A 25,395-nucleotide genomic window follows, 5' to 3' on the forward strand; every position below is an offset into this window, starting at 1 on the left:
CGGATCGGCCTGGGCCGGGTTGACCGGCCCGGTCCACCGTCACGCCGACGAGCTGGCCGGGACGGCCGGACGGCTGCGCAGTGGCTGGTCCGGTGCGGCGGCCACGGCAGCCGACGCCCGGCTCGCCAGCCTTGCCGACGAGCTGACGTCGGTGGCGCCGGCGCTGATCGAGGCCGACCAGACGCTGGCCGAGTTGGCCCGGCAGCTCGCCGTGGCGAAGGCCCAGCTCGCCGAGGCGGTCGCCCGGGCCGACGCGGCCGGCCTGGTGGTGGACCGAGCCGGTGGTGTGCGGGCGGCTTCGGTGGACCCCACGCACCCCGACGGAGCCGGCATGGCGGCAGCCGGGTCACCGGCAGGAACGAGGGCCGGCACGGCGGCGGGGTCGGCAGCCGGCACGGCGGCAGGGTCGGCAGCCGGCACGGCGGCGGGCGCGGCGCTCGGAGTCGCGGTGGCGGGAGTGGCGGTGGCCGTACGCGCGGCGATCGGGCGCGCCGACGCGGCGGATCGGGCCGCCGCCGCGCGGTTGGCGGAGCTGGCCCGTGCGGCCGGCACCGGCTGGGCGTCCCCGGCACCGCCCGGCCGGCCGGCCGCCGGGGCGTCGCCGCCGGTCGTACGCGCCTGGTGGTCCGGGTTGACGCCGGCCCAGCGGCGTTGGCTGGTGGGGCACGAACCGGCGCTGGTCGGCACCCTGGACGGGGTACCGGTGGCGGCCCGCGACCAGGCCAACCGCCTGCTGCTCGGCGCGCGGCGTGACGAGTTGCTGGCCGAGCGGCGGCGATTGCTGGCCCGGGTGCCGCCGGGACCGCTGGCGTCGGTGCGACTGCGCGCGCTGGCCGCGCGGCTGGCCGGCCTGGACACGCTGACCGAGCGGCTGGCCGGCGGGGCGCCGCGGGCGTACCTGTTGGGGCTGGACCCGACCGGTGAGGGGCGGGTGGTGGTGGCGCTCGACGACCCGGACCACGCCGATCGGGTGCTGACGTACGTGCCGGGGATGACCGCCGGGCTGGACGACGCCCCCGGCGAGCTGGGTCGGGCCGCCCGGGTGCTGGAGCGCTGCGCGGCGCTCGCGCCGGGTGAGCGCAGCGCGGCCGTGCTGTGGCTGGACTACGACGCTCCGGACTTCCTGACCGAGGCGGCGTCCGCCGGCCAGGCCCGGGACGCCGGGCCGGCGCTGCACCGTTTCCAGGAGGGGTTGCGCGCCACCCACGAGGGGTCGCCGGCCCGGCAGACGGTGCTCGGGCACAGCTACGGGTCGCTGGTGGTGGGGGTGGCCGCCCGGGAGCACGGGCTGGCCGCCGACGCGCTGATGTTCGTCGGTTCGCCCGGGGTGGGCGTGGCGCGCGCCGACGAGCTGGGCATCCCGGCCGGGCAGGTGTGGGCCAGCAGGGCACCGGACGACGTGATCCGCCTGGCCCGGCCGGTGGACGAGCTGGGCCGGCCGGCCCTGCTGGGCGCGGCTCCGCTCGCTGCGGTGCTGGGTTGGCCGGATCGCACCGGCCACGAGCTGTGGTTCGGTCACGACCCGGCGGACGCCGGGTTCGGCGGCCGGGTGTTCCGCAGCGGCAGCGGTGGACACGCCGGCTACTGGGAGCCGGACAACCCGGCGCTGGACGGGATGGCCCGCGTCGTACTGGGCCGGTGACGGGACCGGGCCGCCGACGAGCCACCGGACGCGACGCCGACGACGGAGCCCCGGCCACCGCGGGTGCGGCGCGGCCGGGGCTCCGGGCGTGGCTGTCGACTACTCGACGGTGACCGACTTGGCCAGGTTGCGGGGCTGGTCCACGTCGTGCCCCCGAGCTGCGGCGATCTCGGCGGCGAACACCTGGAGCGGCACGGTGGTGACGAGCGGGGCGAGCAGGGTGGGCGTACGCGGCACGTAGATCAGGTGGTCGGCGTACCGGACGACGGCCTCGTCGCCCTCCTCCGCGATCACGATGGTCCGCGCGCCACGCGCCCGGACCTCCTGGATGTTGGAGACGACCTTGTCGTGCAGCATGCCGCGCCCCACCGGGGAGGGCACCACGCAGATCACCGGGGTGCCCTTGTCGATCAGGGCGATGGGGCCGTGCTTCAGCTCGCCGGCCGCGAAGCCCTCGGCGTGCATGTACGCCAGCTCCTTGAGCTTGAGCGCGCCTTCGAGGGCCACCGGGTAGCCGACGTGCCGGCCGATGAACAGCACCGTCGGCTCGGACTTCAGCTCGCGGGCCAGCTCGCGGACCGGCTCGATGCGGTCCAGCAGCTCACGCAGCTTGCCGGGCATCTCCTGGAGCTGGGCCACGACCGCGCCGACCTCGTCGGCGAACTTGATGCCGCGTACCTGGGCCAGGTGCAGGCCGATCAGGTAACAGGCCACGACCTGGGTGAGGAACGCCTTGGTGGAGGCGACGGCGATCTCCGGCCCACCGTGGGTGTAGAGCACGGCGTCGGACTCGCGGGGGATGGTCGAGCCGTTGGTGTTGCAGATGGCCAGCACCCGGGCCTTCTGCTCCTTGGCGTGCCGCAGGGCCATCAGGGTGTCCATCGTCTCGCCGGACTGCGAGATCACCACGATGAGCGTGGACCGGTCGAGCACCGGATCGCGGTAGCGGAACTCGCTGGCCAACTCCACCTCGCACGGGATCCGGGTCCAGTGCTCGATGGCGTACTTGGCGACCAGGCCGGCGTGGTACGCGGTGCCGCAGGCCACGATGAAGATCTTGTCGACGTCGCGCAGATCCTGGTCGCTGAGGCGGACCTCGTCCAGGGCGATCTCGCCGCTCTCGGTGAGTCGGCCGAGCAGGGTGTCGGCGATCGCCTGCGGCTGCTCCTCGATCTCCTTGAGCATGAACCAGTCGTAACCGCCCTTTTCGGCGGCGGACGAGTCCCAGTCGATGTGGAAGTCCTTGCCGCTGGCGGGCTGACCGTCGAAGTCGGTGATCTCGATGCTGTCGCCGGTGATCAGGACGATCTGGTCCTGACCCAGCTCCACCGCCTCGCGGGTGTGCTCGATGAACGCGGCCACGTCGCTGGCCAGGTAGTTCTCGCCGTCGCCCCGCCCGACGACCAGCGGCGAGTTGCGCCGGGCGCCGACGACGGCACCGGGCACGGAGGCGTCGACCGCGAGCAGGGTGAACGCGCCCTCCAGCCGCTGGCACACCACACGCATGCCGGCGGCGAGCAGCTGCGGGCCGTCCGGCTGGCCGGCGGCGCGCAGGTCGGCCAGCGCGGCGGAGAGCAGGTGCGCGGCGCACTCGGTGTCGGTGTCGCTGGTGAACTGGACGCCGTCGGCCTCCAACTCGGCGCGGAGCCGGGCGAAGTTCTCGATGATGCCGTTGTGGATCACCGCGACGCGGCCGTCAGGCGCGACGTGCGGGTGGGCGTTGCGGTCGGTCGGCCCGCCGTGGGTGGCCCACCGGGTGTGCCCGATGCCGGTGGTGCCGTCACCGATGCCGATCGGACTGGCCGCGCAGGAGGTCGGGTCGTCGGCAGCACGCTCGGAGAGCACCTTTTCGAGGTTGGCGAGCTTGCCGGCCTTCTTCTCGGTCAGGAGCTGGTCGTCGCAGACGATGGCGACGCCCGCCGAGTCGTAGCCCCGATATTCCAGCCGCCGCAGCCCGTCGAGCACGATGCTCAGCGCCGGGCGCGCGCCGGCGTATCCCACGATTCCACACATGGCCCGCAGCCTAACCCAGTTTCGCTCATCATGGGTGCTCGAAAGCCGGCTAAACAAGCACCGGATTTGAGCGATCGGTGGTTGGTGGGCCGCAATGGGACGAGCGTCACGAGCCGGGCCGGCGTTTCACGAGACCGGACGGGGTTGCGGGACGGCCGGGGCGTACGACAGTCTTCCGGCGGGTTCGGCGCACGCTCCGCTGACTCCTCGACCCCTTACCCACTCCCGCCCGGAGCAGCCATGTCCGACGCGCCGCCCCCCGAGTCGTCCCCGACGCCACCTCCGGACCCCGCTCCGACGCAGCCGGACCCGACGGCCACGCAGCCGCCGACGAACCCGCCGTCCGGGTGGGCCGCGCCGGACGCCTTCCCGACGCCGGATCCGTTGGCGCCGGGCCAGCCCTGGGCGCCCCCACCGGCCTGGACCCCGCCGCCCCCGCCCACGTCGTGGACGCCCGATCCCACCGGCGGCATACCGGTTACGCCGGACCCCGCCGGAACGGGCGCCTGGCCGCCACCCCCACCACCAGGACAGCCGTCGGCCGGCTACCCGCCGGGTTACCCGGCACCCGGCTATCCACCGCCCGGCTATCCACCGCCCGGCTACCCACCGCCGTACCTCTATCCCGGCTATCCGCCGCCCGCTCGCCCGGCCGCCAGCGCCGGTCGGGTGATCGGGATCGTCGTCGCAATCGTCGCGGCGCTCGCCCTCCTCGGGTGCGGATGCTTCTGCGTGTCCGGGTCACTGCTCAGCCGGCTCGCCCCGGACACGGTCGCCGAGGACCCGTACGACAGCGACCCCTTCGGCGACGACACCTGGCCGCCGAGCATCGCGCCCGAGCCGCCCACCGTGCCCGACACCCCCACGGCGGGGCCCACCAAGAAGCCGATCACGCGTCCGACGTCGGGTCCGGCCCCCGTGACGGTGGTCTACGAGGTCACCGGAGTGGGCCGGGCGGACATCGCGTACTTCGACGCCGAGAGCGATCTCATCCACGCCGACGGCGCGAAGCTGCCCTGGCGTATGACCATCCGCACCAACGGCCAGAGCAGGGTCATGGTGGAGGCCAGGTGGTCCGACTACGAGGAAAGGCCGATCGGCTGCACCGTCACGGTCACCGGCGCCGGAAAACCCGTGACGAACACGACCCAGGGGACCTGGGCCACCAGTTGTGAGCCCGAGTGAAGCTGGAGTCGGGTCAGCGGGTGACCGTAGGCTGGCGCAGGTGACGACGAGCACCGATGTCGACCCGCTGGTGGCCCGGATGCGGCCGTTCGGTACGACGATCTTCGCCGAGATGTCCGCCCTCGCCGTACGGACCGGGGCGGTCAACCTCGGCCAGGGTTTCCCGGACACGGACGGCCCGCCGGAGATGCTGGCCGCCGCCGCCGAGGCGCTGCGCGGCGGGCAGAACCAGTACCCGCCCGGCCCGGGGATCCCCGCCCTGCGTGCGGCCGTCGCGGCGCACCAGCGCCGGTTCTACGACCTGGCGTACGACCCGGACGGCGAGATCGTGATCACGGCGGGCGCGACCGAGGCGGTGGCGGCCAGCATCCTCGCTCTCTGCGAACCGGGCGACGAGGTGGTCTGCTTCGAGCCGTACTACGACTCGTACGCCGCCTCGATCGCCCTGGCCGGCGCGGTCCGGCGGCCGGTCACGCTGCGCCCCGGCGCGGACGGCCGGTACGCCTTCGACCCGGCGGCGCTGCGGGCGGCGTTCGGGCCGCGCACCCGGCTGGTGCTGCTCAACTCGCCGCACAACCCGACCGGCAAGGTGTTCACGCCGGCCGAGCTGGCGCTGGTGGCCGAGCTGTGCCAGGAGTTCGGCGCGTACGCGGTCACCGACGAGGTGTACGAGCACCTGGTGTTCACGGACGCGTCCAGCGCGCACGTGCCACTGGCGACGCTGCCGGGGATGCGGGAGCGGACGCTGCGCATCTCGTCGGCCGGCAAGACGTTCTCCTGCACGGGCTGGAAGATCGGCTGGGTGAGCGGCCCGGCGGCGCTGGTCTCGGCGGTGCTGCGGGTGAAGCAGTTCCTCACCTACGTCAACGCCGCGCCGCTGCAACCGGCGGTCGCGGTGGCGCTGGCCCTGCCCGACGACTACTACACGGGTTTCCGCGACGGGCTCCAGCAGCAGCGCGACCAGCTCATCGGCGGCCTCACGGACGCCGGGTTCGACGTGCTGACGCCGGAGGGCACGTACTTCGTGACCGCCGACGTCACCGCGCTCGGCGGCACCGACGGGATGGAGTTCTGCCGGTCGCTGCCGGAACGCTGCGGCGTCGTGGCGGTGCCCACCCAGGTCTTCTACGACGACGTCGAGGCCGGCCGGCGGCTGGTCCGGTTCGCGTTCTGCAAGCGCCCGGAGGTGCTGGCCGAGGCGGTCACCCGGCTGCGCGCTCTGACCCGCTGACGGGCCCGGAGCCGCTCGCGTCCGAATCGGTCACCGACCGATCCGGGGTGGACGACGCCAGTCGGGTGAGCAGCTGGCCCTCGTCGCCGAGCAGCACCGCCTCGGCGTCGTCCAGGAAGGACAGGTCGGCGGTCACGTGCCGGCTCGCCGCGGTGAGCAGCAACCCGACCACCGGATCCTCGGCGGCCCGCCGGAGGCCGTCCAGATTGCGCAGCTCGCGCAGCAGGTGCCCGCGCTGGTTGCTCAGCACGGCACGAACGGTGGCCGCGGAGCCGGACCGGGCGGCGGCGGTGACCTTGAGGAAGAAGTCGTCCCGGAATCCGCCGCTGCGCGGGCTCGGCTCGCCCAACCACCGCGCCAGCTCCGCGCGCCCGGCCGGGGTGATCTCGTAGACGACCCGGTCCGGCTTGATCGGCTGGGGCTGCCGTTCGGCGACGACCAGTTCGTCCCGGGCGAGCCGGTCGAGGATCTGGTACAGGTGGCCGATGTTCAGCGGCCCCCACTGCGGGCCGACGGCGGCCTCGAACGCCCCCTTGAGCTGGTAGCCGTGGCTGGGGCCACCAGCGAGCAGGGCGAGGACGGCGTGCTGGATCGCCATGTCACCTCCGGTACGCGTCTTGCATTGTCACAATGTATCGCGCAGAGTGGGAGACAGCACACGGGGAGGCGCGATGCTCGGCTTCATCTGGCGACAGCTACGCGGCCGTGCGGGGCGGTCGGTGGCACTGCTGGTCGGCATGCTGGTGGCCACCACCGGTTTCGTGGTCCTGACCGGTGCCACCACCACCTCTCGCCTGGACGTCAACGGCACGGTCGAGCGCAACACCCAGGTCGCCTACGAGATCCTGGTGCGCCCGAAGGGGACGCGCACCCCGCTGGAGGCCGAGCGCGGGCTGGTCCGCCCCAACTATCTCTCCGGGCTCTTCGGCGGCATCACCACCCAGCAGTACGAGCAGGTGACGGCCGTACCCGGCATCGAGGTGGCGGCCCCGATCGCGATGCTGGGCTATTCCACCACGCTGCTGCCGACACCGATCGACCTCACCGGGGCGGTTGACCGCTCCCTGGATCGTCAGGTCATCCGGGTCGACCCGACGTTCCATGCCGAACGCGGGCTCTCCAGCGCGTCCGGCAAGCCCCGGTACGTCTACGTCACCAAGAAGCCGTTGATCTTCCCCCGGCTCGACGGGGGACTCGGCAGCGAGTCGGTCCCCTACTCCGACGGGAACTCCTATCCCTTGCCGGAGGCCTGCGGGCCAGTCCCTCGGGAGGTGCAGCCGGACGGTCGCAGCCTCCCCATCTGCGATCCCCAGTACGCCCTGCTCGGCAACCCCGGCACCTACTCCGAGCGGGAGGCGTGGTCGCTGCACGCCGTGCAACTGTTGGCCGACGGACGGTTCCGGGGCCAGCCCTACACGCTGGCGACCGATCGGGACGGCACCTCGGCGCCCGCCGACCGGCTGGTGATGGCGTACGACCTGACCGTGCCGTTCCTCCTGGCCGCCGTCGACCCGGTGGCCGAGGAACGCCTGGTCGGCCTCGACGACGCCGTGGTCACCGGCCGGGCCGTCCGCCCGGACGACACCGTCGCTGTCGAACGGGCCGGCAGCGCGGAGAACCTGGAGGTGCCGGTCCTCGTCACCAACCGGCCCTTCATCGACGAGGCACTGTCGGCCACGTTCACCCGGCTCTCGGTCAATCCGGTGGGTGTGCCGGCGATCGACCTGGAGAAAACCCTGAGCCGCCGGGGCGGGGCACCAGCCGGGTCCGCTCGGACCGACCTCACCGCCGGCCACCAGACGATGCTCACCGAGGAGCTGTCCCCGACCGGGTGTTGCGTGGGTCAGTTGCAGTCCATCGTGCAGTCGGCCGACGTGCAGTACGACCGTCTGGCCGACGGCACCCTGCGGGCCCGTCCGCAGCCACCCGGCGCACCCACCGCGTACGGTCGGGATACGGCGTACAACCCGATCCCCCGCCCCTGGCTCGCCGACGACAGCGGTTCGCGGTCGGTACGGCCGCTGCTGCTGGCCGCCGCCGGTAACACCACCTTCCGGCACTGGCGGGCCACGGGCGTCTTCGATCCGAGTCGGCTGACCGGATTCGCCGATCTCGGCCACCTGCCGCTGCAGACCTACCAGGCCCCCGTCGCGCAGGGCGCCGACGAGCGCAGCCGCGCGGCGCTCGGCGGTCAGCCACTCGCGCCCAGCGGTAACCCGGCCGGATACCTCTCCGCCCCACCGCTGCTGATCACCAACCTCGGCAGCCTGCCGGCCCTCTTCGCGGGCACCGGCAGCCCACAGGCCAGGGCCCCGATCAGCGCGATCCGCGTACGGGTGGCCGACGTGGGCGGGTACACCGAGCGCTCGGCCGAGCGGGTCCGGTTGGTCGCCGAGCAGATCGCGGCGCGCACCGGGCTGGACGTCGACATCACCCTCGGCTCGTCGGCCGCGCCGCAGACCGTGGAGCTGCCCGCCGGCACGTTCGGTCGGCCGGTGCTGCGGCTGACCGAGAACTGGTCGGCGCTCGGCGTCGCCTCGATCATCACCCAGGCGGTTGACCGCAAGAGCCTGGTGCTCTTCCTCCTGGTGCTGGTGGTCTGCGTCCTGTTCCTCGGCAACGCGGTCAGCGCCGCAGTCCGGGACCGACGCTCCGAACTGGCGGTGCTCTCCTGCCTCGGCTGGCCGGTCCGCCGCATCGCGGCGCTGATCCTGGGCGAGGTGGCCCTCCTCGGGCTCATCGCCGGCCTGCTGTCGCTGACCCTCGCGGTGCCGCTCGGAACAGCTCTCGGCATCGATGTCGACTGGCGACGGTCGGCTCTGGCCGTACCCATCGCCCTGCTGCTCGCGCTGGCCGCGGGCCTGGTGCCGGCGCTGCGGGCCGCGCGCGCCCACCCCGCCGCCGCCCTGCGCCCGATGGTCGCTCCCGCCAGTTGGGTACGCCGGCCCCGCACCCTGGTCGGGATGGCGCTGGCGAATCTGGCCCGCACCCCGGACGCACCTTCCTCGGCGCCGGCGCGCTGGCCATCGGGGTGGCCGCGCTGACGTTGGTCACCGCCGCCGCCTGGGCGTTCCGGGGCGCGATCGTCGGCAGTCTGCTCGGCGACGTGGTCTCACTGAGCGTGCGCGGCGCGGACACCGTGGCCGCGGTGGCCACCGTGCTGCTCGGCGCGGCGGCGGTCGCGGACGTGCTCTACCTGAACATCCGTGACCGGGCAGCCGAGTTGGCCACCCTGCGCGCAATCGGCTGGACCGACGCCGAACTGGGCCGGCTGGTCGGTTACGAGGGGCTGACGCTGGGGCTCGTCGGATCGACGACCGGCGCGGCGGTCGGCCTGGCCAGCGCCGCGTGGCTGATCGGCGCCCTGCCCGGCGCGCTGATCCTGGTGGCCGCGCTGGTCGCGCTGGCGGGCGCGGTGGTGAGCGCTCTCGCCGCGCTGGTGCCCGCCGCCCTGTTGCCGCGCCTGCGGCCCGCCCGACTTCTGGCAGAGGAGTAGCAGATGAGCGAGCAGAGCGGCAGCGTGATCTCGGTCGATCACCTGGTCCGACGGTTCGGCGTCGGCGCGGACCGACTCACGGCGGTCGACGACGTGTCGCTGAGCATCGCGGCGGGCTCGGTGGTGGCGCTGACCGGGCCGAGCGGGTCGGGGAAGTCGACGCTGCTGCACCTCATCGGCGCCATCGAGCAGCCCGACGAGGGCAGCATCACCACCGACGGTGTGGTGGTGAGCGATCTGCGTCGGGCCGCGCTGGCCCGCTACCGGCAACGGGTCGGATTCGTCTTCCAGCGCTACCACCTGTTGCCCGCACTCACCGTGCTGGACAACGTGATCGCGCCGGTCCTCCCCCGACGTGGTCGGACCGACCACGCGGCACGAGCGCGTGAACTGCTCGACGCGGTCGGCCTGGCGGGGCGGGAGCGCGCCCTACCCGCCCAGCTTTCCGGTGGCCAGCAGCAACGGGTCGCCATCGCCCGCGCCCTGATGGGCGCACCAGGACTGCTGCTGGCCGACGAGCCGACCGGCAACCTCGACTCCACCACCGGCGGGCAGATCCTCGATCTCCTGCTCGACCTTCGGGACCGGCACGGCATGACCATCCTGCTCGCGACCCACGATCAGGCCATCGCCGCCCGCTGCGACCGACTGGTCCGGCTGACCGACGGACGCGTCACCGAGGACCTCGATCTCACCGACGGCGAGGACCCCGCCGACACCTACGGACGGGCGAGCCAACTGCGGTTGTGACGTCGCGCCGGAGTGGTCTCAGGCGGCCGGGCTGGCCGTACGCACCAGGGCGGCGATCCGCTCGGCGACCTCGCGGGCGACCGCCTCGGTGGCGGCCTCGACCATCACCCGGACCAGGGGCTCGGTGCCCGACGGGCGCAGCAGCACCCGACCGGTCTCCCCCAGCTCGGCCTCGGCCCGCTCGACCTCGGCGCGGACGGCCGGCGCGTTGGCCCCGACGGTCCGGTCGCCGACCGGCACGTTGATCAGCACCTGCGGCAGCTTGGTGACCACCGAGGCCAGCTCGGCCAGGGACTGGCCGGTGGCCGCCATCCGGGCCATCAGGTGCAGCCCGGTGAGGACCCCGTCGCCGGTGGTGGCGTGCGCGGGCATGACGATGTGGCCGCTCTGCTCGCCGCCGAGCGCGAGGCCGGACGCGCGCAGTTCCTCCAGCACGTACCGGTCGCCGACCTTGGTCTCGATCAGCCGGATGCCCTGCGCGGACATCGCCAGCCGCAGACCGAGGTTGCTCATCACGGTCGCCACCAGGGTGTCCTGGGTGAGGGTCCCGGCCTCCCGCATGGCCAGCGCCAGGATCGCCATGACCTGGTCGCCGTCGACCTCGTCGCCGTCGGCACTGACCGCCACGATCCGGTCGGCGTCGCCGTCGTGGGCGATGCCCAGGTGGGCGCCGTGCTGCACCACGGCCTCACGCAGGGCCTCGATGTGGTTGGAGCCGCAGTCGTCGTTGATGTTCAGGCCGTCGGGCTCGGCGTGGATCGCGACGACCTCGGCACCGGCCTCCCGGTAGGCGACCGGCGCCACCTCACTCGCCGCGCCGTTGGCGCAGTCGACGACGACCTTGATCCCGTCCAGCCGGTGCGGCAGTGCGCCGACCAGGTGCTGCACGTAGTGGTCCGCGCCGTCGAGCAGGTCGTGCACCCGGCCGACGCCGGCACCGATCGGGCGGTCCCAGGCGGTGGTGGCGTTCGCCTCCACCGCGGCCTCGATCTTCATCTCGATCTCGTCGGGCAGTTTGTGACCACCGGCGGCGAAGAGCTTGATGCCGTTGTCCGGCATGGGGTTGTGTGACGCGGAGAGCACCACGCCGAGGTCGGCCTTGGCCTCGGCGGTGAGGAAGGCCACGGCCGGGGTGGGCAGCACACCGACGCGTACGACGTTCGCCCCGGCACTGGTCAGCCCGGCCACGACGGCGGCCTCCAGCATCTCGCCACTGGCCCGGGTGTCCCGGCCCACCACGGCGAGCGGCGGGTGACTGCGGTCCGTCTCGGCGAGTGTGTGCGCGGCAGCCACGGCCAGCGCCAGCGCCAACTCGGGCGTGAGATCGGCGTTCGCGCGCCCGCGTACACCGTCCGTGCCGAACAACCGACCCATACCCGCCAACCTCCGATGAGCAACTGCCGATGAGGAGAAAGCGGAACGGCCGGTCCACCTCCCCGGTCGGGGGAGGCGGACCGGCCGTCCGTCAGAAGTACAACGCGCTGGGAAAGATCAGCGCTTCGAGTACTGGGGAGCCTTACGGGCCTTCTTGAGGCCGTACTTCTTGCTCTCCTTGACCCGGGCGTCCCGGGTGAGGAAGCCGGCCTTCTTGAGGGCCGGGCGGTCGTCCGGCTCGTTGACGATCAGCGCGCGGGCGATGGCCAGCCGCAGCGCACCGGCCTGGCCGGTGGTGCCGCCGCCACGCAGGTTGGCGATGACGTCGAACGCCTCGGGCTTCTCGGCGGTGACCAGCGGGTCCTTGATGAGCTGCTGGTGCACCTTGCTCGGGAAGTAGGCCTCGAGGTCGCGGCCGTTGCAGGTGATCTTGCCGGTGCCCGGAACGATACGGACCCGGACGATGGCCTCCTTGCGCCGACCCACGGTCTGGATCGGGCGGTCACCACGCGGCGCGCGGGCGACGGGCGCCGGCGCCTCGGTGGCCTCGGGGGCAACCTCGGTCTCGGTGATGTCGGTCATGCTGCTTCCTTCGCCCGCGCTCACTGCGCGATCTGCTTGATCTCGAACGGCACCGGCTGCTGTGCCAGGTGCGGGTGCTCGGCACCGGCGTAGACCTTCAGCTTCTTGATCAGCTGACGGCCGAGCTTGTTGTGCGGGAGCATCCCCTTCACAGCCAGCTCGATGGCCCGCTCGGGGCGCTTGGTCAGCAGCTCGTCGTAGCCAACCTGCTTCAGACCACCCGGGTAACCCGAGTGGCGGTAAGCGACCTTGGTCTGGCGCTTGTTGCCGGTCAGCGCAACCTTGCCCGCGTTCACGATGACGACGAAGTCGCCCGTGTCGACGTGCGGCGCGAAAGTCGGCTTGTGCTTACCACGCAGCAACGTGGCGGCGTGGGTGGCCAGGCGGCCCAGCACGACATCAGAGGCGTCGATGACGTGCCACTGACGCTCGATCTCACCCGGCTTCGGGCTGTACGTACGCACAGGTCTACCTTGTCTCGTCGTCGGTCTGGGGTCGCGCGCCGAGGTGACCAGAGCTAGCAGGCCGGACCAGCGCGCACGAACGACCAAGCGTACCTGATAGGGCACGCCTCTGGATGTCGTACAACAGCAGGCAACGATACCCGGCGCCCCATCGGCAGGTCAAAACGGGGGTGGACCGCCGCCCTCGGGCGCGGCGGCCGTGACCCGGCTCACACGCCGGCGAGCCGCTGGAACGACCCCGGACGACGGTAGGCGACCCAGGTGACCGCGAAGCACAGCGCGTACCAGCCGATGAACGCAAGGTAGGCGGCGTCCGCGTTGCCGGAGCTGAGGAACGACTGGCGGAAGGCGATGTTGACCAACACCCCGCCGAACGCCCCGATCGCGCCGGCGATCCCGATCAACGCGCCGGTCATCCGTCGCGCCCACCGGGCGGCGTCCTCCGGGTCGCGCGTGCCGTCGGCCACCGCGTCCGCCGCCCGGGCCCGGAAGATCGCCGGGATCATCTTGTACGTGGAGCCGTTGCCGACCCCGGAGAAGACGAAGAGGGCCAGGAACCCGGCCAGGTAGAGCCCGAACGAGCGCTCGCGGGCCGCGTACAGGACCGTGCCGGCGCCGAGCGCCATCGCCACGAAGTTCCAGAACGTCACCCGCGCCCCGCCGAGCCGGTCGGCGAAGTGCCCGCCCAGCGGCCGGACCAGCGAACCGATCAGCGGCCCGAGGAAGGTCAGCCAGGCGGCGTCGACGGGGGTGGGGAACCGGTCGGCGAACTGGAGCTGGAGCACCTGGCCGAAGGCGAAACCGAATCCGATGAACGACCCGAAGGTGCCGATGTAGAGCAACGACATGACCCAGGTGTGCGGGTCCCGGGCCGCCTCGCGCAGCGCTCCCGGCTCGTTGCGCGCCCCGGGCACGGTATCCAGCCAGCGGGCCGCCGCCAGCGCGGCCAGCACGATGAGCGGCAGGTAGACCGCGGGCACCAACCGGGGGTACGCGGCGCCGGCGGTGGCCAGCACCGCCAGCCCGACGAGCTGCACGGCCGGTACGCCCAGGTTGCCGCCACCGGCGTTGAGCCCGAGGGCGCGTCCCTTGAGGTGCTGCGGGTAGAACAGGTTGATGTTCGCCATCGAGGAGGCGAAGTTGCCCCCGCCGACGCCGGTGAGGCAGGCGAGCACCATGAGCGTGGAGTAGGACACCCCCGGCTCCAGCAGGATCGTCATCGGCACCGTCGGGAGCAGCAGCAGAAGCGCGCTGATCATCGTCCAGCGCCGCCCGCCGAAGCGGGCCACCGCCAGGGTGTACGGCAGCCGCAGCACCGCGCCCAGCGCGGCCGGCACGGCGGTGAGCAGGAACTTTCCGGCCGGGTCGATGCCGTACGCGGGGCCGAGGAAGAGCACGGTCACCGACCAGAGACTCCACACGGAGAAGCCGACGTGCTCGGCGAAGATCGACACCCAGAGGTTGCGGCGGGCGATCGGCGCGCCCGTCGTACGCCAGAAGTCGGGGTCCTCGGGCCGCCAGTCTTCCAACGGGCGTCGACGCCCGCGGACGGCAGGTGGGTCGGCGGTGACTGCGGTGCTGGTGAGCGTGCTCACGGCGGCTCCTCCTCGTCGATCTGACGAGGAAAAACGCTAGGAAGGCGGAGTTACCTGGCAGTGCCTGTCGTGGGTCGGCCCGGAAACGCCTGCCGCACCACGGGCCGGGGGCGTTGGTGAGGTCCGTCGATTCAGAGCTGTTGGAGGATGCGCAGCGCGCGGCCGACCCGGAGCATCGTGTCGGTGTCGGCGACGTCCACGCACTCGGTGAACCACTTCTTCATGGGCGAGGAGATCCGGTCGGGCATCACCACGTACGTGCCCATCGGCACGGCCAGGGGCGAGTCGCGCAACAGCGACTCCTCGACCACCTCGACGACGATCACGATGGGCACGTCGGTGGAGTTGTAGACGTCCGAGCTGATCACCAGACCGAGGCGTTCCCGGGCGCCCTCGATGCGCCAGACCTCACCCCTGCGCAGCACGCGGCGGTTCACCGGAGAAGAGGTCGTTGACCATGCCCACCTCGCGGGCGTCGGCCAGGGCCGCGGACTCCAGGTCGAGGCCGGCGCGTCCCACGGCGGCGGCGTGCGCGGTGAAGACCTCGCGCAGCGCCTTCTCCCGGGCGGCCTGGTCCATCCACGCCGAGAGGGACAGCCCTTCACGCTTGGCGAAGCGTCGGGCCTCCTCGATCGTCTCGTCCGTGAACGACAGCGTCACCTTGGCAGTCATGCCGGTGAGACTACCCATCGGTATGACTGTCAGTCATCCACGCGGTGGCCGGCTCGCTCCCGGATGTCGAAACGTGCATATCGTCAGCGGGCACGTCCGCCGAACACCGCGAAACGCCACTCCTTGAAGTAGCAGTCGACGTCGACCAGGCCGGCCTCGTCGAGCCATCGGCACTGGTCGGCGACGGTCGCCGGAATGTCGTAGCGCATGCGGCCCCGGGAGGCGGCGATCTCCTCCGGCGACGACCCCAACTCGGCGATCCGCGCCATCCACACCTCGTCGTAGCGCTGGTCGAGCGCGGGAGTCGGCCCCGCGACCTGCTCGGCGTTGACGAACACCCCACCGGGCGCAAGGGCGGCGGCGGCCCGCCGGTAGAGCGCCCGCTTGCCGTCGTCGTCCAGGTGGTGGATCGCGAGCGCGCTGACCACCGCGTCGTACCGACCGGGGGGCAGTTCGCCGGACAGGTCCGCCTCGACGGTCCGGTGCGGCACCGACCGCGCCGACAGCTCGTCGGTGGCGCGGGCCAGCATCGCCGGCGCGGCGTCCACAAGGGTCAGCCGGATGCCGGGCACCGCCGCGGCCAGCAGGAGCGAGAGCAGCCCGGTGCCCGCGCCCAGGTCCAGCACCTCGGGGGTACGCCCGGCCGCCAGCGCGGCCCGCAGCGGTGGCGTGGCCACCTCGACGGCCGTGCCGTAGAAGGCGTCGAAGCAGGGCACCAGCCGCCGTCGCGCCTCGTCATAGGTGCCGGCCACCGCGTCGAAAACGTCCACCACACTCATCGCGCACTCCCATTTAATGAGACGGTTTTCCCACATTATAAGCGCCATAGAGTCAACGCCGCCGCCCCCGGACATGCGAAAGCCCCCGGCGAGCCGGGGGCTTCTCGTGCTGTAGCTGATTAACCGACGGGGCCGATCGCCTTCACCAGGTCAACGAAGCCTGCCCATGCCGCCGGTCCGAAAGCCAGCGTCCCGCCGTCGCGGTCCTTGGTGTCGCGGACGAGGACGATGCCCGGAAGGTTGTCAGCGACCTCGACGCACGAGCCGCCGTTGTTTCCGCTCTTCGTGCTCTTACGCCACCGCGCGCCGGTCATGTCCATGATCCCGCTGCTTTCCTGATCAGGTCGAGGGACTGTTGACGGGAAAGGGCTTCACTCCTGATGCGTTCCCATCTGCGATTTAGCGTAGCAACGTCCGCAGCTCCGTTTACGATCTGCGCCCGCGCCTGGCTGTCGATGTGGGCGACCTGCTCACCGTCCGGCAGTTCGGCCACGATGAAGCCCCCGCCAAGGCCCGGATACATCCCGACGTCTTGTGGCACCACGAGCACCTGCACAGCGGGCAACGCCGCGCAGTCGACAAGGTGGGCGACCTGCTCGCGCATCAGTGAGCGGTCGCCGTACGCCGACTGATAGAGGACCAGTTCGTGCACAACCGCGGTCAGCAGGGGCGGGCGCTCACGACGGAGGATGGCCTGCCGGTCGGTGCGGGAGGCGACCACATCGTCAACTTCACCCATCGTCAGCGCTTCGCCGGTCAATGTCGCCCGTGCATACGCCTCGGTTTGCAAGAGACCAGGCACCCACGCGTGCTCGAACCAACGAATCGCGACGGCCTCACGCTCCCAGTCCACCCACTCGCGCAGCCATTGCGGCTCGCGTCGCTTGAGGACATCCGGCCAGAGGTCCGCAACGTCCCTTCCGAGGATCGCCGCCAGCTTCGCGCGCCGACGGGGCTGAGGCACACGTCCCGGGCTTATCCAACGCGCCGCCGTCTTCGGATCTACACCCGTCTGAGCTGCCAGGCTTTCGGCTGTCTCCCCAGCTTCAGCCATGGCCACCTGAAGTAAATGATTCATCCTGCCTCCGCGATGAACGTCCCGAACGTCCCTGGGAATAGATCAACGTCGTGTACTGATCCCATCACTCTCGGCAATGTAACCGGCAGGCGGCGCGGCCGGTAGGGACCAGAACCCGGCGGACGCGTTCGTATCGGGGCCGCCCCTGGCCCATCCAGATCTTGGACAGAAACCGTTCTCAGTTAACGGAATCTGTCCAAGATCTGGATGGGTGAGCATCGCGGGGCGGCCCCTTTCCACAGGGACGACCAGGGGAGAGCACCGTGCCGGACAAGCCGCCGGATCGCAGACCCGCACCGAAGCCCACACCGCGGAAGCCACACCCGGGTGACGTGCTGCACCTGACGCGTGCCGCGAGTGTGCAGTTCCTGCGCCCGATCTTCGTCCGCGTGATTCGCGTGCTCGACTGGCCGACGTACGACGGGTGGCTGTGGATCGACGCTTACGAGCTGGCCCGGAATGGCGACGCGGTCGCGCGCCGGTCCCTGTTCGTGATGCCGGTGGGCCTGATCTGGCCGGACACGTCCGCCCCGGCCCGTCGCTCGATCGCCCGCACTCCCGTCAGGCGCGGTCCGGTGCGTGTTCGGTGACCCGCCGTCCTCGCCCGCACCATCCGATGCGCCCGGCATGGCTCTGCCGCAACTGTGCCGCTCCCTGGCCGTGCCCGCCGGCACAGCTTCGCCTCGCGACCGAGTTCTACGGCCATTCGATCGCCCTGGCGTTCTACCTGGCAGCGAACATGCAGGACGCGGTTGACGACCGGTACGCCCTGGGCCTTGATCCTGACCTGCGGGCACTTCACGCCCGGTTTCTGGGCTGGCTGTCGCTGTCCCGCCGACCGAACCGCGCCGACCTGGAGGGGTGACTGTCGGTCACCCATCCACCTACCCGTCACGCCCGTTGCTCCCGTGCGGTGTGAGGCCCACTTGACAGGACCGAAACAGAAGGGACCCGGACTGGAAACTGCCCGGCGGCACGCTTTGCCGACATGACAGACGGTGCACGGCCGGCAACTCGATCGGGGCGTACGCCCCGGGAGGTGGCGACTCACTGCCCGTACTGCGCTCTCCAGTGCGGCATGACCCTGCGCGAGGACGAGGCAGGGGTGAGCGTGCTCCCCCGCCAGTTCCCGACCAACCGGGGTGGGCTGTGCCAGAAGGGCTGGACCTCCGCCGAGCTGCTCGACCACCCGGACCGGCTGACCACCCCGCTCGTACGCGACCCGGCCAGCGGCGAGCTGCGCCCGGCGACCTGGGACGCGGCGCTGGACCGGATCGCCACCGGCGTACGCGCCATCCAGGACAGCTCCGGGCGGGACGCGGTCGCCGTCTTCGGCGGCGGCGGGCTGACCAACGAGAAGGCGTACGCGCTGGGGAAGTTCGCGCGGGTCGCACTGCGTACCCGCAACATCGACTACAACGGGCGGTTCTGCATGTCCTCGGCGGCCGCCGCCGGGATGCGCGCCTTCGGCATCGACCGGGGACTGCCGTTCCCCCTGTCCGACCTGGGCCGGGCCGACACGCTGCTGCTGGTCGGCGCCAACCCGGCGGAGACCATGCCGCCGCTGGTGCGCTGGCTCACCGAGCAGCGCCAACGCGGCGGGAAGCTCATCGTCGTCGACCCGCGCGTCACCGCCACCGCCCGCCAGGCCGACCTGCACCTGCAACCGCTGCCCGGCACCGACCTCGCCGTGGCCAACGCGCTGCTGCACATCGCGCTCACCGAGGGCTGGGTCGACCAGGCGTACGTGGCCGAGCGCACCACCGGCTTCGACGCGGTCCGCCGTAGCGTCGCCGCCTGGTGGCCGGCCCGCGCGGAACAGCTCTCCGGGGTGCCGGTGGCCGATCTCGAGGCGACCGCCCGCGCGCTCGGCACCGGCGGCCGGGTGATCATCCTGACCGCGCGCGGGGCCGAGCAGCACGCCAAGGGCGTCGACACCGTCACCGCGTACGTCAACCTGGCCCTCGCCCTGGGCCTGCCCGGCCGCCCCGGCTCCGGGTACGGCTGCCTCACCGGCCAGGGCAACGGTCAGGGCGGGCGGGAGCACGGGCAGAAGGCCGACCAGCTCCCCGGCTACCGCAGGATCGACGATCCGGCGGCCCGGGAGCACGTCGCGGGCGTCTGGGGCGTACCGGCCGACGAGCTGCCCGGTCCCGGTGTGCCGGCGTACCAGCTCCTCGACTCGCTCGGCACCGCCGACGGTCCCCGGGCGCTGCTGGTGTTCGGCTCGAACCCGGTGGTCTCCGCTCCCCGGGCCGCCCGGATCGAGGGCCGGCTGCGCGACCTCGACCTGCTGGTCGTCGCCGACCTGCTGCTCTCCGAGACGGCGGCGCTGGCCGACGTGGTGCTGCCCACCGCGCAGTGGGCCGAGGAGGACGGCACGATGACCAACCTGGAGGGTCGGGTGCTGCGTCGGCGCGCGCTGCGCCCACCGCCGCCGGACGTCCGCACCGACCTGGCCATCCTCGCCGACCTGGCGGCACGGTTGGGCGACGCCGAGACGGCGGCGGCGCGGTTCCCGACCGACCCGGCCACCGTCTTCGGCGAGCTGCGCCGCGCCTCCGCGGGAGGCATCGCCGACTACGCCGGCATCACCTGGGAGCGCATCGACGCCGCCGACGGCGTCCACTGGCCGTGTCCCAGCGCGGACGGGCCGGACACGCCACGACTCTTCGCCGACCGGTTCGCCACCCCGGACGGCCGGGCCCGGTTCCACCCCGTCGACCACCGGCCGGCCGCCGAGGAGGTGTGCGCCACGTATCCGCTGCACTTCACCACCGGCCGGGTGCTGGCCCAGTACCAGTCCGGCACGCAGACCCGCCGCGTACCGGCGCTGCGTCGCGCCGCGGCCGAGGCGTTCGTCGAGCTGCACCCGGACCTGGCCGCCCGGTTGGGCATCGACGACGGCGACCCGGTGCGGGTCACGTCCCGCCGGGGTGAGCTGCGCGCCCCGGCCCGGCTCAGCCCGGGTATCCGGCCGGACACGGTCTTCGCGCCGTTCCACTGGCCGGGTGCCGGGCGGGCCAACTCGGTGACCAACGACGCGGTGGACCCGATCTCCGGGATGCCCGAGTTCAAGATCTGCGCGGTCCGGGTGGAGAAGGCATGACCGCCCGGGTGGTGATCGTCGGCAACGGCATGGCCGGCGCCCGGCTCGCGACCGAGCTGCACGCCCGCGGGGACGAGCGCAAGGTCACCGTCCTCGGGGCGGAACCGCACCGCGCGTACAACCGGATCATGCTGTCCACGCTGCTGGCGGGCCGCATCGACGAACCGGACGTGGAGCTGACCGAGGCCGCCGGGCACGGCATCGACCTGCGCTCGGGCGTGACGGTCGCCGCCGTGGACCGGTCGGCCCGCGAGGTCCGCACGGCCGACGGCGAACGGATCGCCTACGACCACCTGGTGCTGGCCACCGGCGCACGGGCGGTGGTGCCGCCCCTGCCCGGCCTCGACCCGGCCGACCTGCCCCGGCGGGTCGTCCCCTTCCGCACCCTGGACGACTGCCGCCGCATCCTGGCCGTGGCGCGCGACGCGCGCTCCGCGATCGTGCTCGGCGGCGGGCTGCTCGGGTTGGAGGCCGCCCGGGGCCTGGCCACGCGCGGGCTGGCCACCACCGTGGTACACCCGACCAACCACCTCATGGAACGGCAACTCGATCCGGCGGCCGGCACGGTGCTGGCCGGCACGCTCGCCGGGCTCGGCGTCACGATCCAGCTCGGGGTGCCCGCCACCGGGGTGGCGGCGGACGACAGCGGCGTCCGACTCGACCTGGCCGACGGCCGGTCGCTGCACGCCGACCTGCTGGTGCTCTCCTGCGGGGTACGCCCGGACACCGCCCTCGCGCAGGCCGCCGGGCTGACCGTGCGGCGCGGCGTGGTGGTGGACGACCGGCTGCGCACCAACGACCGGTCCATCTCGGCGCTCGGCGACTGCGCCGAACACGACGGGACGCTCACCGGACTGGTCGCGCCCGCTTGGGCCCAGGCGCGGGTGCTCGCCGACGTGTTGACCGGCACGGACCCGCTCGCCCGGTACCGGCCCCGCCCGGTGGTGACCCGGCTCAAGGCGGCCGGGATCGACCTGGCCGCGATGGGCGAGGCGGTCGGCGGCGCGCCGGGCGAGGAGCTGACGTTCACCGACCCGACCCGGGGCACGTACGCCCGGCTGCGCATCCGTGACGAGCGGTTGATCGGCGCGATCCTGCTCGGCGACAACCCGGCGATCGGCACGGTGATCCAACTTTTCGACCGGGGTCACCCGGTACCGGCCGACCGGCGGGCCCTGCTGCTCGGCCGGGCGCTCGGCGGGGCCGTCTCGACGCCGAGCGCGTCACCGGCGCTGATGCCGGACGCGGCCGTCGTCTGCCAGTGCAACAACGTGACCAAGGGAGCGCTGGTGCGCTGCTGGCGCTCCGGCGCGCGGACGGTCGACGCGGTGGTGGCGGGCACCCGGGCCGGCACGGGATGCGGCGGATGCCGCGACGCGGTCGGCGGCATCGTCGACTGGTTGTCCGAAGCGGAATCTGTGGAGGTGACGCGATGAGCGGCGCGGACCTGGTCGTCGTCGGCAACGGCATGGTGGGGCAGCGCTTCGTCGACGCACTGCGCGCCCGTGACCCGCAGGGCCACTGGCGGGTCACGGTACTGGCCGAGGAGGGGCGTCCGGCGTACGACCGGGTGCGGCTCTCGGCGTACTTCGACGGGGTGAGCGAAGAGGAACTGAACGTGCACACCCCGGACGACGGGGTGCGGATGCGCCTCGGTGAGCCGGCCACCGCCATCGACCGGGAACGGCGGGTGGTGAGCACCGCCGAGGGCGACTACCACTACGACGCGCTGGTGCTGGCCACCGGGTCGTACCCGTTCGTGCCGCCGGTGCCCGGGGCCGACCTGCCCGGCGTCTTCGTCTACCGGACACTCGACGACCTGGCGGCGATCCGGACGTACGCCGCCGGTCGACGGGTCGGCGCGGTGATCGGCGGCGGGCTGCTCGGGCTGGAGGCGGCGAACGCCCTGCGTCTGCTCGGCCTGAGCACCGACGTGGTCGAGTTCGCGCCCCGGCTGATGCCGGTGCAGGTGGACCAGGCCGGCGGCGCGATGCTGCGCCGCTACGTCCAGGACCTGGGTGTGCGTACCCATCTCGGGGTCGCCACCACGGCGATCCGCGCGGGGGCCGACGGCGCGGTGGCCGCGTTGGAGCTGTCCGACGGCCGGGTGGTCGACGCCGAACTGGTCGTGGTGGCCGCCGGCATCCGGCCCCGCGACGAGCTGGCGCGGGCCGCCGGTCTGCCGTTGGGTCCGCGCGGTGGGGTGCTGGTCGACGAGACCTGCCGCACGGCCGACGAGCGGGTCTGGGCCGTCGGCGAGTGCGCGGCGGTCGACGGCACCTGTCACGGCCTGGTGGCACCGGGGTACGCGACGGCCGAGGTGGTCGCCGACCGGCTGGTCGGCGGCGCGGCGACGTTCCCGGGCGCGGACACCGCCACGAAGCTGAAGCTGCTCGGGGTGGACGTGGCGTCGTTCGGCGACGCGCACGGCACCACCGAGGGCTGCCTGGACGTCACGTTCACCGACCCGGCCACCCGGGTCTACGCCAAGCTGGTCCTCTCCGACGACGCGCACACCCTGCTCGGTGGGGTGCTGGTGGGCGACGCCAGCGCGTACCCGACGCTGCGGGCCAGCGTGGGCGGCCCGCTGCCGGCCGCGCCGCTGGCCCTGCTCGCCCCCGACGGCGGTGGCGCGGACGCCGGGACGCTGCCCGCCACCGCGCAGGTCTGCTCCTGCAACGCGGTCACCCGGGGCGACGTGGACGCCGCGATCGCCGGTGGCTGTTCGGACGTACCGTCGTTGAAGGCGTGCACCAGGGCGGGCACGAGCTGCGGCTCCTGCGTGCCGATGCTCAAGCAGCTCCTGGACGCGGCCGGGGTGGCACAGTCCACGGCGCTGTGCGAGCACTTCGACGTGAGCCGCCGCGAGCTGTTCGAGATCGTGCGCGTACGCGGCATCCGCACCTTCTCCCGGCTGGTCGCCGAGCACGGCCGGGGACGTGGCTGCGACATCTGCAAGCCCGTGGTGGCCTCGATCCTCGCCTCGTTGGGCAACGGGCACGTGCTCGACGGCGAGCAGGCGTCCCTGCAGGACACCAACGACCACTTCCTGGCCAACCTGCAACGCGACGGCAGCTACTCGGTCGTGCCGCGCATCCCCGGCGGCGAGATCACCCCGGAGAAGCTGATCGTGATCGGCGAGGTGGCCCGGGACTTCCAGCTCTACACGAAGATCACCGGTGGGCAGCGCATCGACCTGTTCGGGGCGCGGGTAGAGCAGCTACCGCAGATCTGGCGGCGCCTGGTGGACGCCGGCTTCGAGTCCGGACACGCGTACGGCAAGGCGCTGCGCACGGTGAAGTCCTGCGTCGGCGAGACCTGGTGCCGGTACGGCGTACAGGACTCGGTGGGATTGGCCGTGGCGCTGGAGCTGCGCTATCGCGGGCTGCGCGCCCCGCACAAGCTCAAGTCGGCGGTCTCCGGCTGCGCCCGCGAGTGCGCCGAGGCCCGTAGCAAGGACTTCGGCATCATCGCCACCGAGACCGGCTGGAACCTCTACGTCGGCGGCAACGGCGGCTTCCGGCCCCGGCACGCCGACCTGTTCGCCACCGACCTGTCCACCGACGAACTGGTCACACTCATCGACCGCTTCCTCATCTACTACATCCGCACCGCCGACCGGCTGCAACGCACGGCCGGCTGGATCGAGGCCATGGACGGCGGCCTGGACCACCTGCGAGCCGTGATCGTGGACGACTCGCTCGGTATCTGCGCCGACCTCGACGCGGCCATGGCACGGCACGTGGCGTCGTACTCGGACGAGTGGCGCGACGTGCTGGACGATCCGGAGCGGTTGCGCCGCTACACCTCCTTCGTCAACGCCCCCGATGTGCCCGACCCGTCCATCACCTTCGCCGTGGAGCGCGGCCAGCCGGTGCCGGCGCGCGGCGGCACCCCACCCGACGGCCACGGCCGTCGTCCCGTCACGCTCGGCCTTCCGGAGGTACGGCGATGAGCATCACCATGACCACCCTCGGCTGGACGGCGGTCTGCCCCCTCGACCGGCTGGAACCGGAGCGGGGTGTCGCCGCCCTGGTCGACGGCGTGCAGGTGGCTCTCTTCCACACCGTGGACGGGCTGTTCGCGATCGACAACCGCGACCCGGTCACCGGCGCGTACGTGCTGTCCCGGGGCATCGTGGGCAGCCGTGGCGGAGTGCCGACGGTCGCGTCGCCGCTGCACAAGCAGGTGTACGACCTGCGCACCGGCGAGTGCCTCGATCTGCCCGGGGTGGCCGTGGCCCGGCACGACACGCGCTGCCACGACGGGATCGTCGAAGTGCGGTTGCGACGGGAGGACTGATGCGGGAAGAACTGGCCGGCTTCACCATCGGGGTGACCGCCGACCGGCGGCGCGACGAGTTGGCCGCGCTGCTCGAACGCCGGGGCGCACGCGTGGTGCTCGCCCCGGCGCTGCGGATCGTGCCGCTGTCCGACGACAGTGAACTGCGCGAAGCGACCCGCGCCTGCCTCGACCAGCCACCCGACATCCTGATGGCCAACACCGGCATCGGGATGCGCGGGTGGCTGGAGGCGGCCGAGGGCTGGGGGCTGGCCGAGCCGCTGCGTTCGGTGCTCGCCAGCTCGTACGTCGTCGCCCGGGGTCCCAAGGCGCGCGGCGCGATCCGGGCGGCCGGCCTGCACGACCAGTGGTCACCGGCGTCGGAGAGCTGCGACGAGGTGGTCGACCACCTGCGTCGGCGGGGGGTGGCCGGGCAGGTGATCGCCATGCAGCTACACGGTGAGCGGCAGCCCGAGTGCACCCTCGCGCTGGAGGCGGCCGGCGCCACGGTGATCGAGGTGCCGGTCTACCGGTGGGCGCCACCGACCGACCCGGCGCCACTGCACCGGCTGATCGACCTGATCGCCGGCCGGCTGGTGGACGCGGTGACGTTCACCTCCGCGCCGGCGGTCGAGGCGCTGCTTCGGGCGGCCGGCGACCGTACCGACGCGGTGGTGTCCGCGTTCCGCACCGACGTGCTGGCCTGTTGCGTCGGCGCGGTGACCGCCGAGCCGTTGCTCCGGCTCGGGGTGCCGGTGAGCGCGCCCGGCCGTGCCCGGCTGGGCGCCCTGGTCCGCACCATCGTCGACGAGCTGCCCCGGCGGACCGTGACGTTCAAGGCCGGCGGCCACCTGCTCACGTTGCGCGGGCACGCCGCGGTGATCGACGGCGACCTGCGGCCCCTCGCTCCCGCGCCGATGGCGGTGCTGCGGGCGCTGGCGCAGTCCCCGGGCCGGGTGCTGTCGCGTACCGCCCTGCTGCGGACCCTGCCCCGGGGCGCGGACGAGCACGCCGTGGAGATGGCGGTGGCCCGGCTGCGTGCCGGTCTGCGCGCGCCCCGGGTGGTGCAGACCGTGGTGAAGCGCGGCTACCGACTCCGGGTCGACTGAAACGCGCCACGGCCGGCTGTCGCCAGCCGGCCGTG

At 72.7% G+C, this 25,395-nt stretch carries 24 protein-coding genes; 13 read left to right on the forward strand and 11 right to left on the reverse strand.

Annotated features, from left to right (window positions below):
* Positions 1–19 precede the first annotated feature (19 nt).
* Positions 20–1,642: an alpha/beta hydrolase gene (locus ACQP0N_RS28870; RefSeq protein WP_433115501.1), complete on the forward strand. Its 1,623-nt coding sequence runs from the start codon at positions 20–22 to the stop codon at positions 1,640–1,642.
* Positions 1,643–1,741: 99 nt separating this feature from the next.
* Here ACQP0N_RS28870 and glmS read toward each other — a convergent pair whose 3' ends face one another.
* A complete protein-coding gene (gene glmS, locus ACQP0N_RS28875; RefSeq protein ID WP_355050715.1) occupies positions 1,742–3,655 on the reverse strand; it encodes a glutamine--fructose-6-phosphate transaminase (isomerizing) in 1,914 nt (637 codons plus the stop codon).
* Between the two features lie 240 nt (positions 3,656–3,895).
* On the opposite strand from glmS, the gene ACQP0N_RS28880 reads away from it, so the two are divergent.
* Both ACQP0N_RS28880 and ACQP0N_RS28885 read left to right on the forward strand, forming a co-directional pair.
* The gene (locus tag ACQP0N_RS28880; RefSeq protein ID WP_433115503.1) at positions 3,896–4,840 is read left to right on the forward strand and encodes an MmpS family transport accessory protein; all 945 of its coding nucleotides are present in this window, start codon (positions 3,896–3,898) and stop codon (positions 4,838–4,840) included.
* A 79-nt stretch (positions 4,841–4,919) separates the two neighbouring features.
* Positions 4,920–6,071, forward strand: coding sequence for a pyridoxal phosphate-dependent aminotransferase (locus ACQP0N_RS28885; RefSeq protein ID WP_433121873.1), 1,152 nt, complete (start codon positions 4,920–4,922; stop codon positions 6,069–6,071).
* Here ACQP0N_RS28885 and ACQP0N_RS28890 read toward each other — a convergent pair.
* Positions 6,043–6,669, reverse strand: coding sequence for a helix-turn-helix transcriptional regulator (locus ACQP0N_RS28890; RefSeq protein WP_433115505.1), 627 nt, complete (start codon positions 6,667–6,669; stop codon positions 6,043–6,045). The genes ACQP0N_RS28885 and ACQP0N_RS28890 overlap by 29 nt on opposite strands.
* A gap of 73 nt (positions 6,670–6,742) precedes the next feature.
* Here ACQP0N_RS28890 and ACQP0N_RS28895 point away from each other — a divergent pair, with 73 nt between their 5' ends.
* The 3 genes from ACQP0N_RS28895 to ACQP0N_RS28905 are packed head-to-tail and all read left to right on the forward strand — an operon-like array spanning position 6,743 to position 10,317.
* Complete coding sequence (locus ACQP0N_RS28895) at positions 6,743–9,115, forward strand: FtsX-like permease family protein (protein ID WP_433115507.1); 2,373 nt, start codon at positions 6,743–6,745, stop codon at positions 9,113–9,115.
* Entirely contained in the window at positions 9,103–9,567 is a 465-nt protein-coding gene (locus ACQP0N_RS28900; RefSeq protein WP_433115509.1) for an FtsX-like permease family protein, read from the forward strand. The genes ACQP0N_RS28895 and ACQP0N_RS28900 overlap by 13 nt, the downstream gene beginning before the upstream one ends.
* A 3-nt stretch (positions 9,568–9,570) precedes the next feature.
* On the forward strand, positions 9,571–10,317 hold the full coding sequence (locus tag ACQP0N_RS28905; protein ID WP_433115511.1) for an ABC transporter ATP-binding protein: 747 nt from the start codon (positions 9,571–9,573) through the stop codon (positions 10,315–10,317).
* Positions 10,318–10,335: 18 nt separating this feature from the next.
* Here the strand turns inward: ACQP0N_RS28905 and glmM are convergent, their stop codons facing one another.
* The 9 genes from glmM to ACQP0N_RS28950 form a co-directional block, all read right to left on the reverse strand.
* Complete coding sequence (gene glmM / locus ACQP0N_RS28910; RefSeq protein ID WP_433115513.1) at positions 10,336–11,691, reverse strand: phosphoglucosamine mutase; 1,356 nt, start codon at positions 11,689–11,691, stop codon at positions 10,336–10,338.
* A gap of 117 nt (positions 11,692–11,808) precedes the next feature.
* Positions 11,809–12,273, reverse strand: a complete 465-nt coding sequence (gene rpsI / locus ACQP0N_RS28915) for a 30S ribosomal protein S9 (protein WP_355050719.1) — start codon at positions 12,271–12,273, stop codon at positions 11,809–11,811.
* Positions 12,274–12,293: 20 nt separating this feature from the next.
* Complete coding sequence (rplM, locus tag ACQP0N_RS28920) at positions 12,294–12,737, reverse strand: 50S ribosomal protein L13 (protein ID WP_007465158.1); 444 nt, start codon at positions 12,735–12,737, stop codon at positions 12,294–12,296.
* Between the two features lie 209 nt (positions 12,738–12,946).
* A complete protein-coding gene (locus tag ACQP0N_RS28925; RefSeq protein ID WP_433115515.1) occupies positions 12,947–14,332 on the reverse strand; it encodes a nitrate/nitrite transporter in 1,386 nt (461 codons plus the stop codon).
* Between the two features lie 131 nt (positions 14,333–14,463).
* The gene (locus ACQP0N_RS28930; RefSeq protein ID WP_396804725.1) at positions 14,464–14,757 is read right to left on the reverse strand and encodes a hypothetical protein; all 294 of its coding nucleotides are present in this window, start codon (positions 14,755–14,757) and stop codon (positions 14,464–14,466) included.
* The gene (locus ACQP0N_RS28935) at positions 14,741–15,004 is read right to left on the reverse strand and encodes a DUF6364 family protein (RefSeq protein ID WP_357126411.1); all 264 of its coding nucleotides are present in this window, start codon (positions 15,002–15,004) and stop codon (positions 14,741–14,743) included. The genes ACQP0N_RS28930 and ACQP0N_RS28935 overlap by 17 nt, the downstream gene beginning before the upstream one ends.
* A gap of 83 nt (positions 15,005–15,087) precedes the next feature.
* Entirely contained in the window at positions 15,088–15,783 is a 696-nt protein-coding gene (locus tag ACQP0N_RS28940) for a class I SAM-dependent methyltransferase (protein ID WP_433115517.1), read from the reverse strand.
* A gap of 119 nt (positions 15,784–15,902) precedes the next feature.
* Complete coding sequence (locus ACQP0N_RS28945) at positions 15,903–16,097, reverse strand: DUF397 domain-containing protein (RefSeq protein WP_433121874.1); 195 nt, start codon at positions 16,095–16,097, stop codon at positions 15,903–15,905.
* A complete protein-coding gene (locus ACQP0N_RS28950; RefSeq protein ID WP_433115519.1) occupies positions 16,094–16,861 on the reverse strand; it encodes a Scr1 family TA system antitoxin-like transcriptional regulator in 768 nt (255 codons plus the stop codon). Before ACQP0N_RS28950 ends, ACQP0N_RS28945 begins: the two co-directional genes overlap by 4 nt.
* Positions 16,862–17,193: 332 nt before the next feature.
* On the opposite strand from ACQP0N_RS28950, the gene ACQP0N_RS28955 reads away from it, so the two are divergent.
* From ACQP0N_RS28955 to ACQP0N_RS28985, 7 genes are all read left to right on the forward strand, one after another.
* Positions 17,194–17,451 carry a hypothetical protein gene (locus tag ACQP0N_RS28955; RefSeq protein WP_433115520.1) on the forward strand — a complete coding sequence of 86 codons (258 nt, stop codon included), beginning with the start codon at positions 17,194–17,196 and terminating at the stop codon, positions 17,449–17,451.
* Between the two features lie 26 nt (positions 17,452–17,477).
* On the forward strand, positions 17,478–17,726 hold the full coding sequence (locus ACQP0N_RS28960; protein ID WP_433115522.1) for a hypothetical protein: 249 nt from the start codon (positions 17,478–17,480) through the stop codon (positions 17,724–17,726).
* A 213-nt stretch (positions 17,727–17,939) separates the two neighbouring features.
* A complete protein-coding gene (locus ACQP0N_RS28965) occupies positions 17,940–19,970 on the forward strand; it encodes a molybdopterin oxidoreductase family protein (protein WP_433121875.1) in 2,031 nt (676 codons plus the stop codon).
* The gene (locus ACQP0N_RS28970) at positions 19,967–21,406 is read left to right on the forward strand and encodes an FAD-dependent oxidoreductase (protein WP_433115524.1); all 1,440 of its coding nucleotides are present in this window, start codon (positions 19,967–19,969) and stop codon (positions 21,404–21,406) included. Before ACQP0N_RS28965 ends, ACQP0N_RS28970 begins: the two co-directional genes overlap by 4 nt.
* A complete protein-coding gene (gene nirB, locus ACQP0N_RS28975; RefSeq protein WP_433115526.1) occupies positions 21,403–23,925 on the forward strand; it encodes a nitrite reductase large subunit NirB in 2,523 nt (840 codons plus the stop codon). The genes ACQP0N_RS28970 and nirB overlap by 4 nt, the downstream gene beginning before the upstream one ends.
* On the forward strand, positions 23,922–24,272 hold the full coding sequence (gene nirD / locus ACQP0N_RS28980; RefSeq protein ID WP_433115528.1) for a nitrite reductase small subunit NirD: 351 nt from the start codon (positions 23,922–23,924) through the stop codon (positions 24,270–24,272). The genes nirB and nirD overlap by 4 nt, the downstream gene beginning before the upstream one ends.
* Positions 24,272–25,360 (forward strand): uroporphyrinogen-III synthase, encoded by a 1,089-nt coding sequence (locus ACQP0N_RS28985; RefSeq protein ID WP_355050730.1) that lies wholly within the window; start codon positions 24,272–24,274, stop codon positions 25,358–25,360. The genes nirD and ACQP0N_RS28985 overlap by 1 nt, the downstream gene beginning before the upstream one ends.
* Positions 25,361–25,395: the final 35 nt, after the last annotated feature.

The sequence above is a fragment of the Micromonospora sp. CA-246542 genome, assembly GCF_050942905.1.
Taxonomy (GTDB): domain Bacteria; phylum Actinomycetota; class Actinomycetes; order Mycobacteriales; family Micromonosporaceae; genus Micromonospora.

Bases quoted from the DNA above. Each gene is read 5' to 3' on its own strand.
- glmS (WP_355050715.1), bottom strand. From the start codon at position 3,655: ATGTGTGGAATCGTGGGATACGCCGGCGCGCGCCCGGCGCTGAGCATC.
- ACQP0N_RS28935 (WP_357126411.1), bottom strand. From the start codon at position 15,004: ATGACTGCCAAGGTGACGCTGTCGTTCACGGACGAGACGATCGAGGAG.
- nirB (WP_433115526.1), top strand. From the start codon at position 21,403: ATGAGCGGCGCGGACCTGGTCGTCGTCGGCAACGGCATGGTGGGGCAG.
- ACQP0N_RS28945 (WP_433121874.1), bottom strand. From the start codon at position 16,097: ATGACCGGCGCGCGGTGGCGTAAGAGCACGAAGAGCGGAAACAACGGC.
- ACQP0N_RS28965 (WP_433121875.1), top strand. From the start codon at position 17,940: ATGACCCTGCGCGAGGACGAGGCAGGGGTGAGCGTGCTCCCCCGCCAG.
- ACQP0N_RS28970 (WP_433115524.1), top strand. From the start codon at position 19,967: ATGACCGCCCGGGTGGTGATCGTCGGCAACGGCATGGCCGGCGCCCGG.
- ACQP0N_RS28905 (WP_433115511.1), top strand. From the start codon at position 9,571: ATGAGCGAGCAGAGCGGCAGCGTGATCTCGGTCGATCACCTGGTCCGA.
- ACQP0N_RS28985 (WP_355050730.1), top strand. From the start codon at position 24,272: ATGCGGGAAGAACTGGCCGGCTTCACCATCGGGGTGACCGCCGACCGG.
- ACQP0N_RS28960 (WP_433115522.1), top strand. From the start codon at position 17,478: ATGCGCCCGGCATGGCTCTGCCGCAACTGTGCCGCTCCCTGGCCGTGC.
- ACQP0N_RS28880 (WP_433115503.1), top strand. From the start codon at position 3,896: ATGTCCGACGCGCCGCCCCCCGAGTCGTCCCCGACGCCACCTCCGGAC.
- ACQP0N_RS28885 (WP_433121873.1), top strand. From the start codon at position 4,920: ATGCGGCCGTTCGGTACGACGATCTTCGCCGAGATGTCCGCCCTCGCC.
- glmM (WP_433115513.1), bottom strand. From the start codon at position 11,691: ATGGGTCGGTTGTTCGGCACGGACGGTGTACGCGGGCGCGCGAACGCC.
- ACQP0N_RS28940 (WP_433115517.1), bottom strand. From the start codon at position 15,783: ATGAGTGTGGTGGACGTTTTCGACGCGGTGGCCGGCACCTATGACGAG.
- ACQP0N_RS28950 (WP_433115519.1), bottom strand. From the start codon at position 16,861: ATGAATCATTTACTTCAGGTGGCCATGGCTGAAGCTGGGGAGACAGCC.
- nirD (WP_433115528.1), top strand. From the start codon at position 23,922: ATGAGCATCACCATGACCACCCTCGGCTGGACGGCGGTCTGCCCCCTC.
- rpsI (WP_355050719.1), bottom strand. From the start codon at position 12,273: ATGACCGACATCACCGAGACCGAGGTTGCCCCCGAGGCCACCGAGGCG.
- ACQP0N_RS28895 (WP_433115507.1), top strand. From the start codon at position 6,743: ATGCTCGGCTTCATCTGGCGACAGCTACGCGGCCGTGCGGGGCGGTCG.
- ACQP0N_RS28890 (WP_433115505.1), bottom strand. From the start codon at position 6,669: ATGGCGATCCAGCACGCCGTCCTCGCCCTGCTCGCTGGTGGCCCCAGC.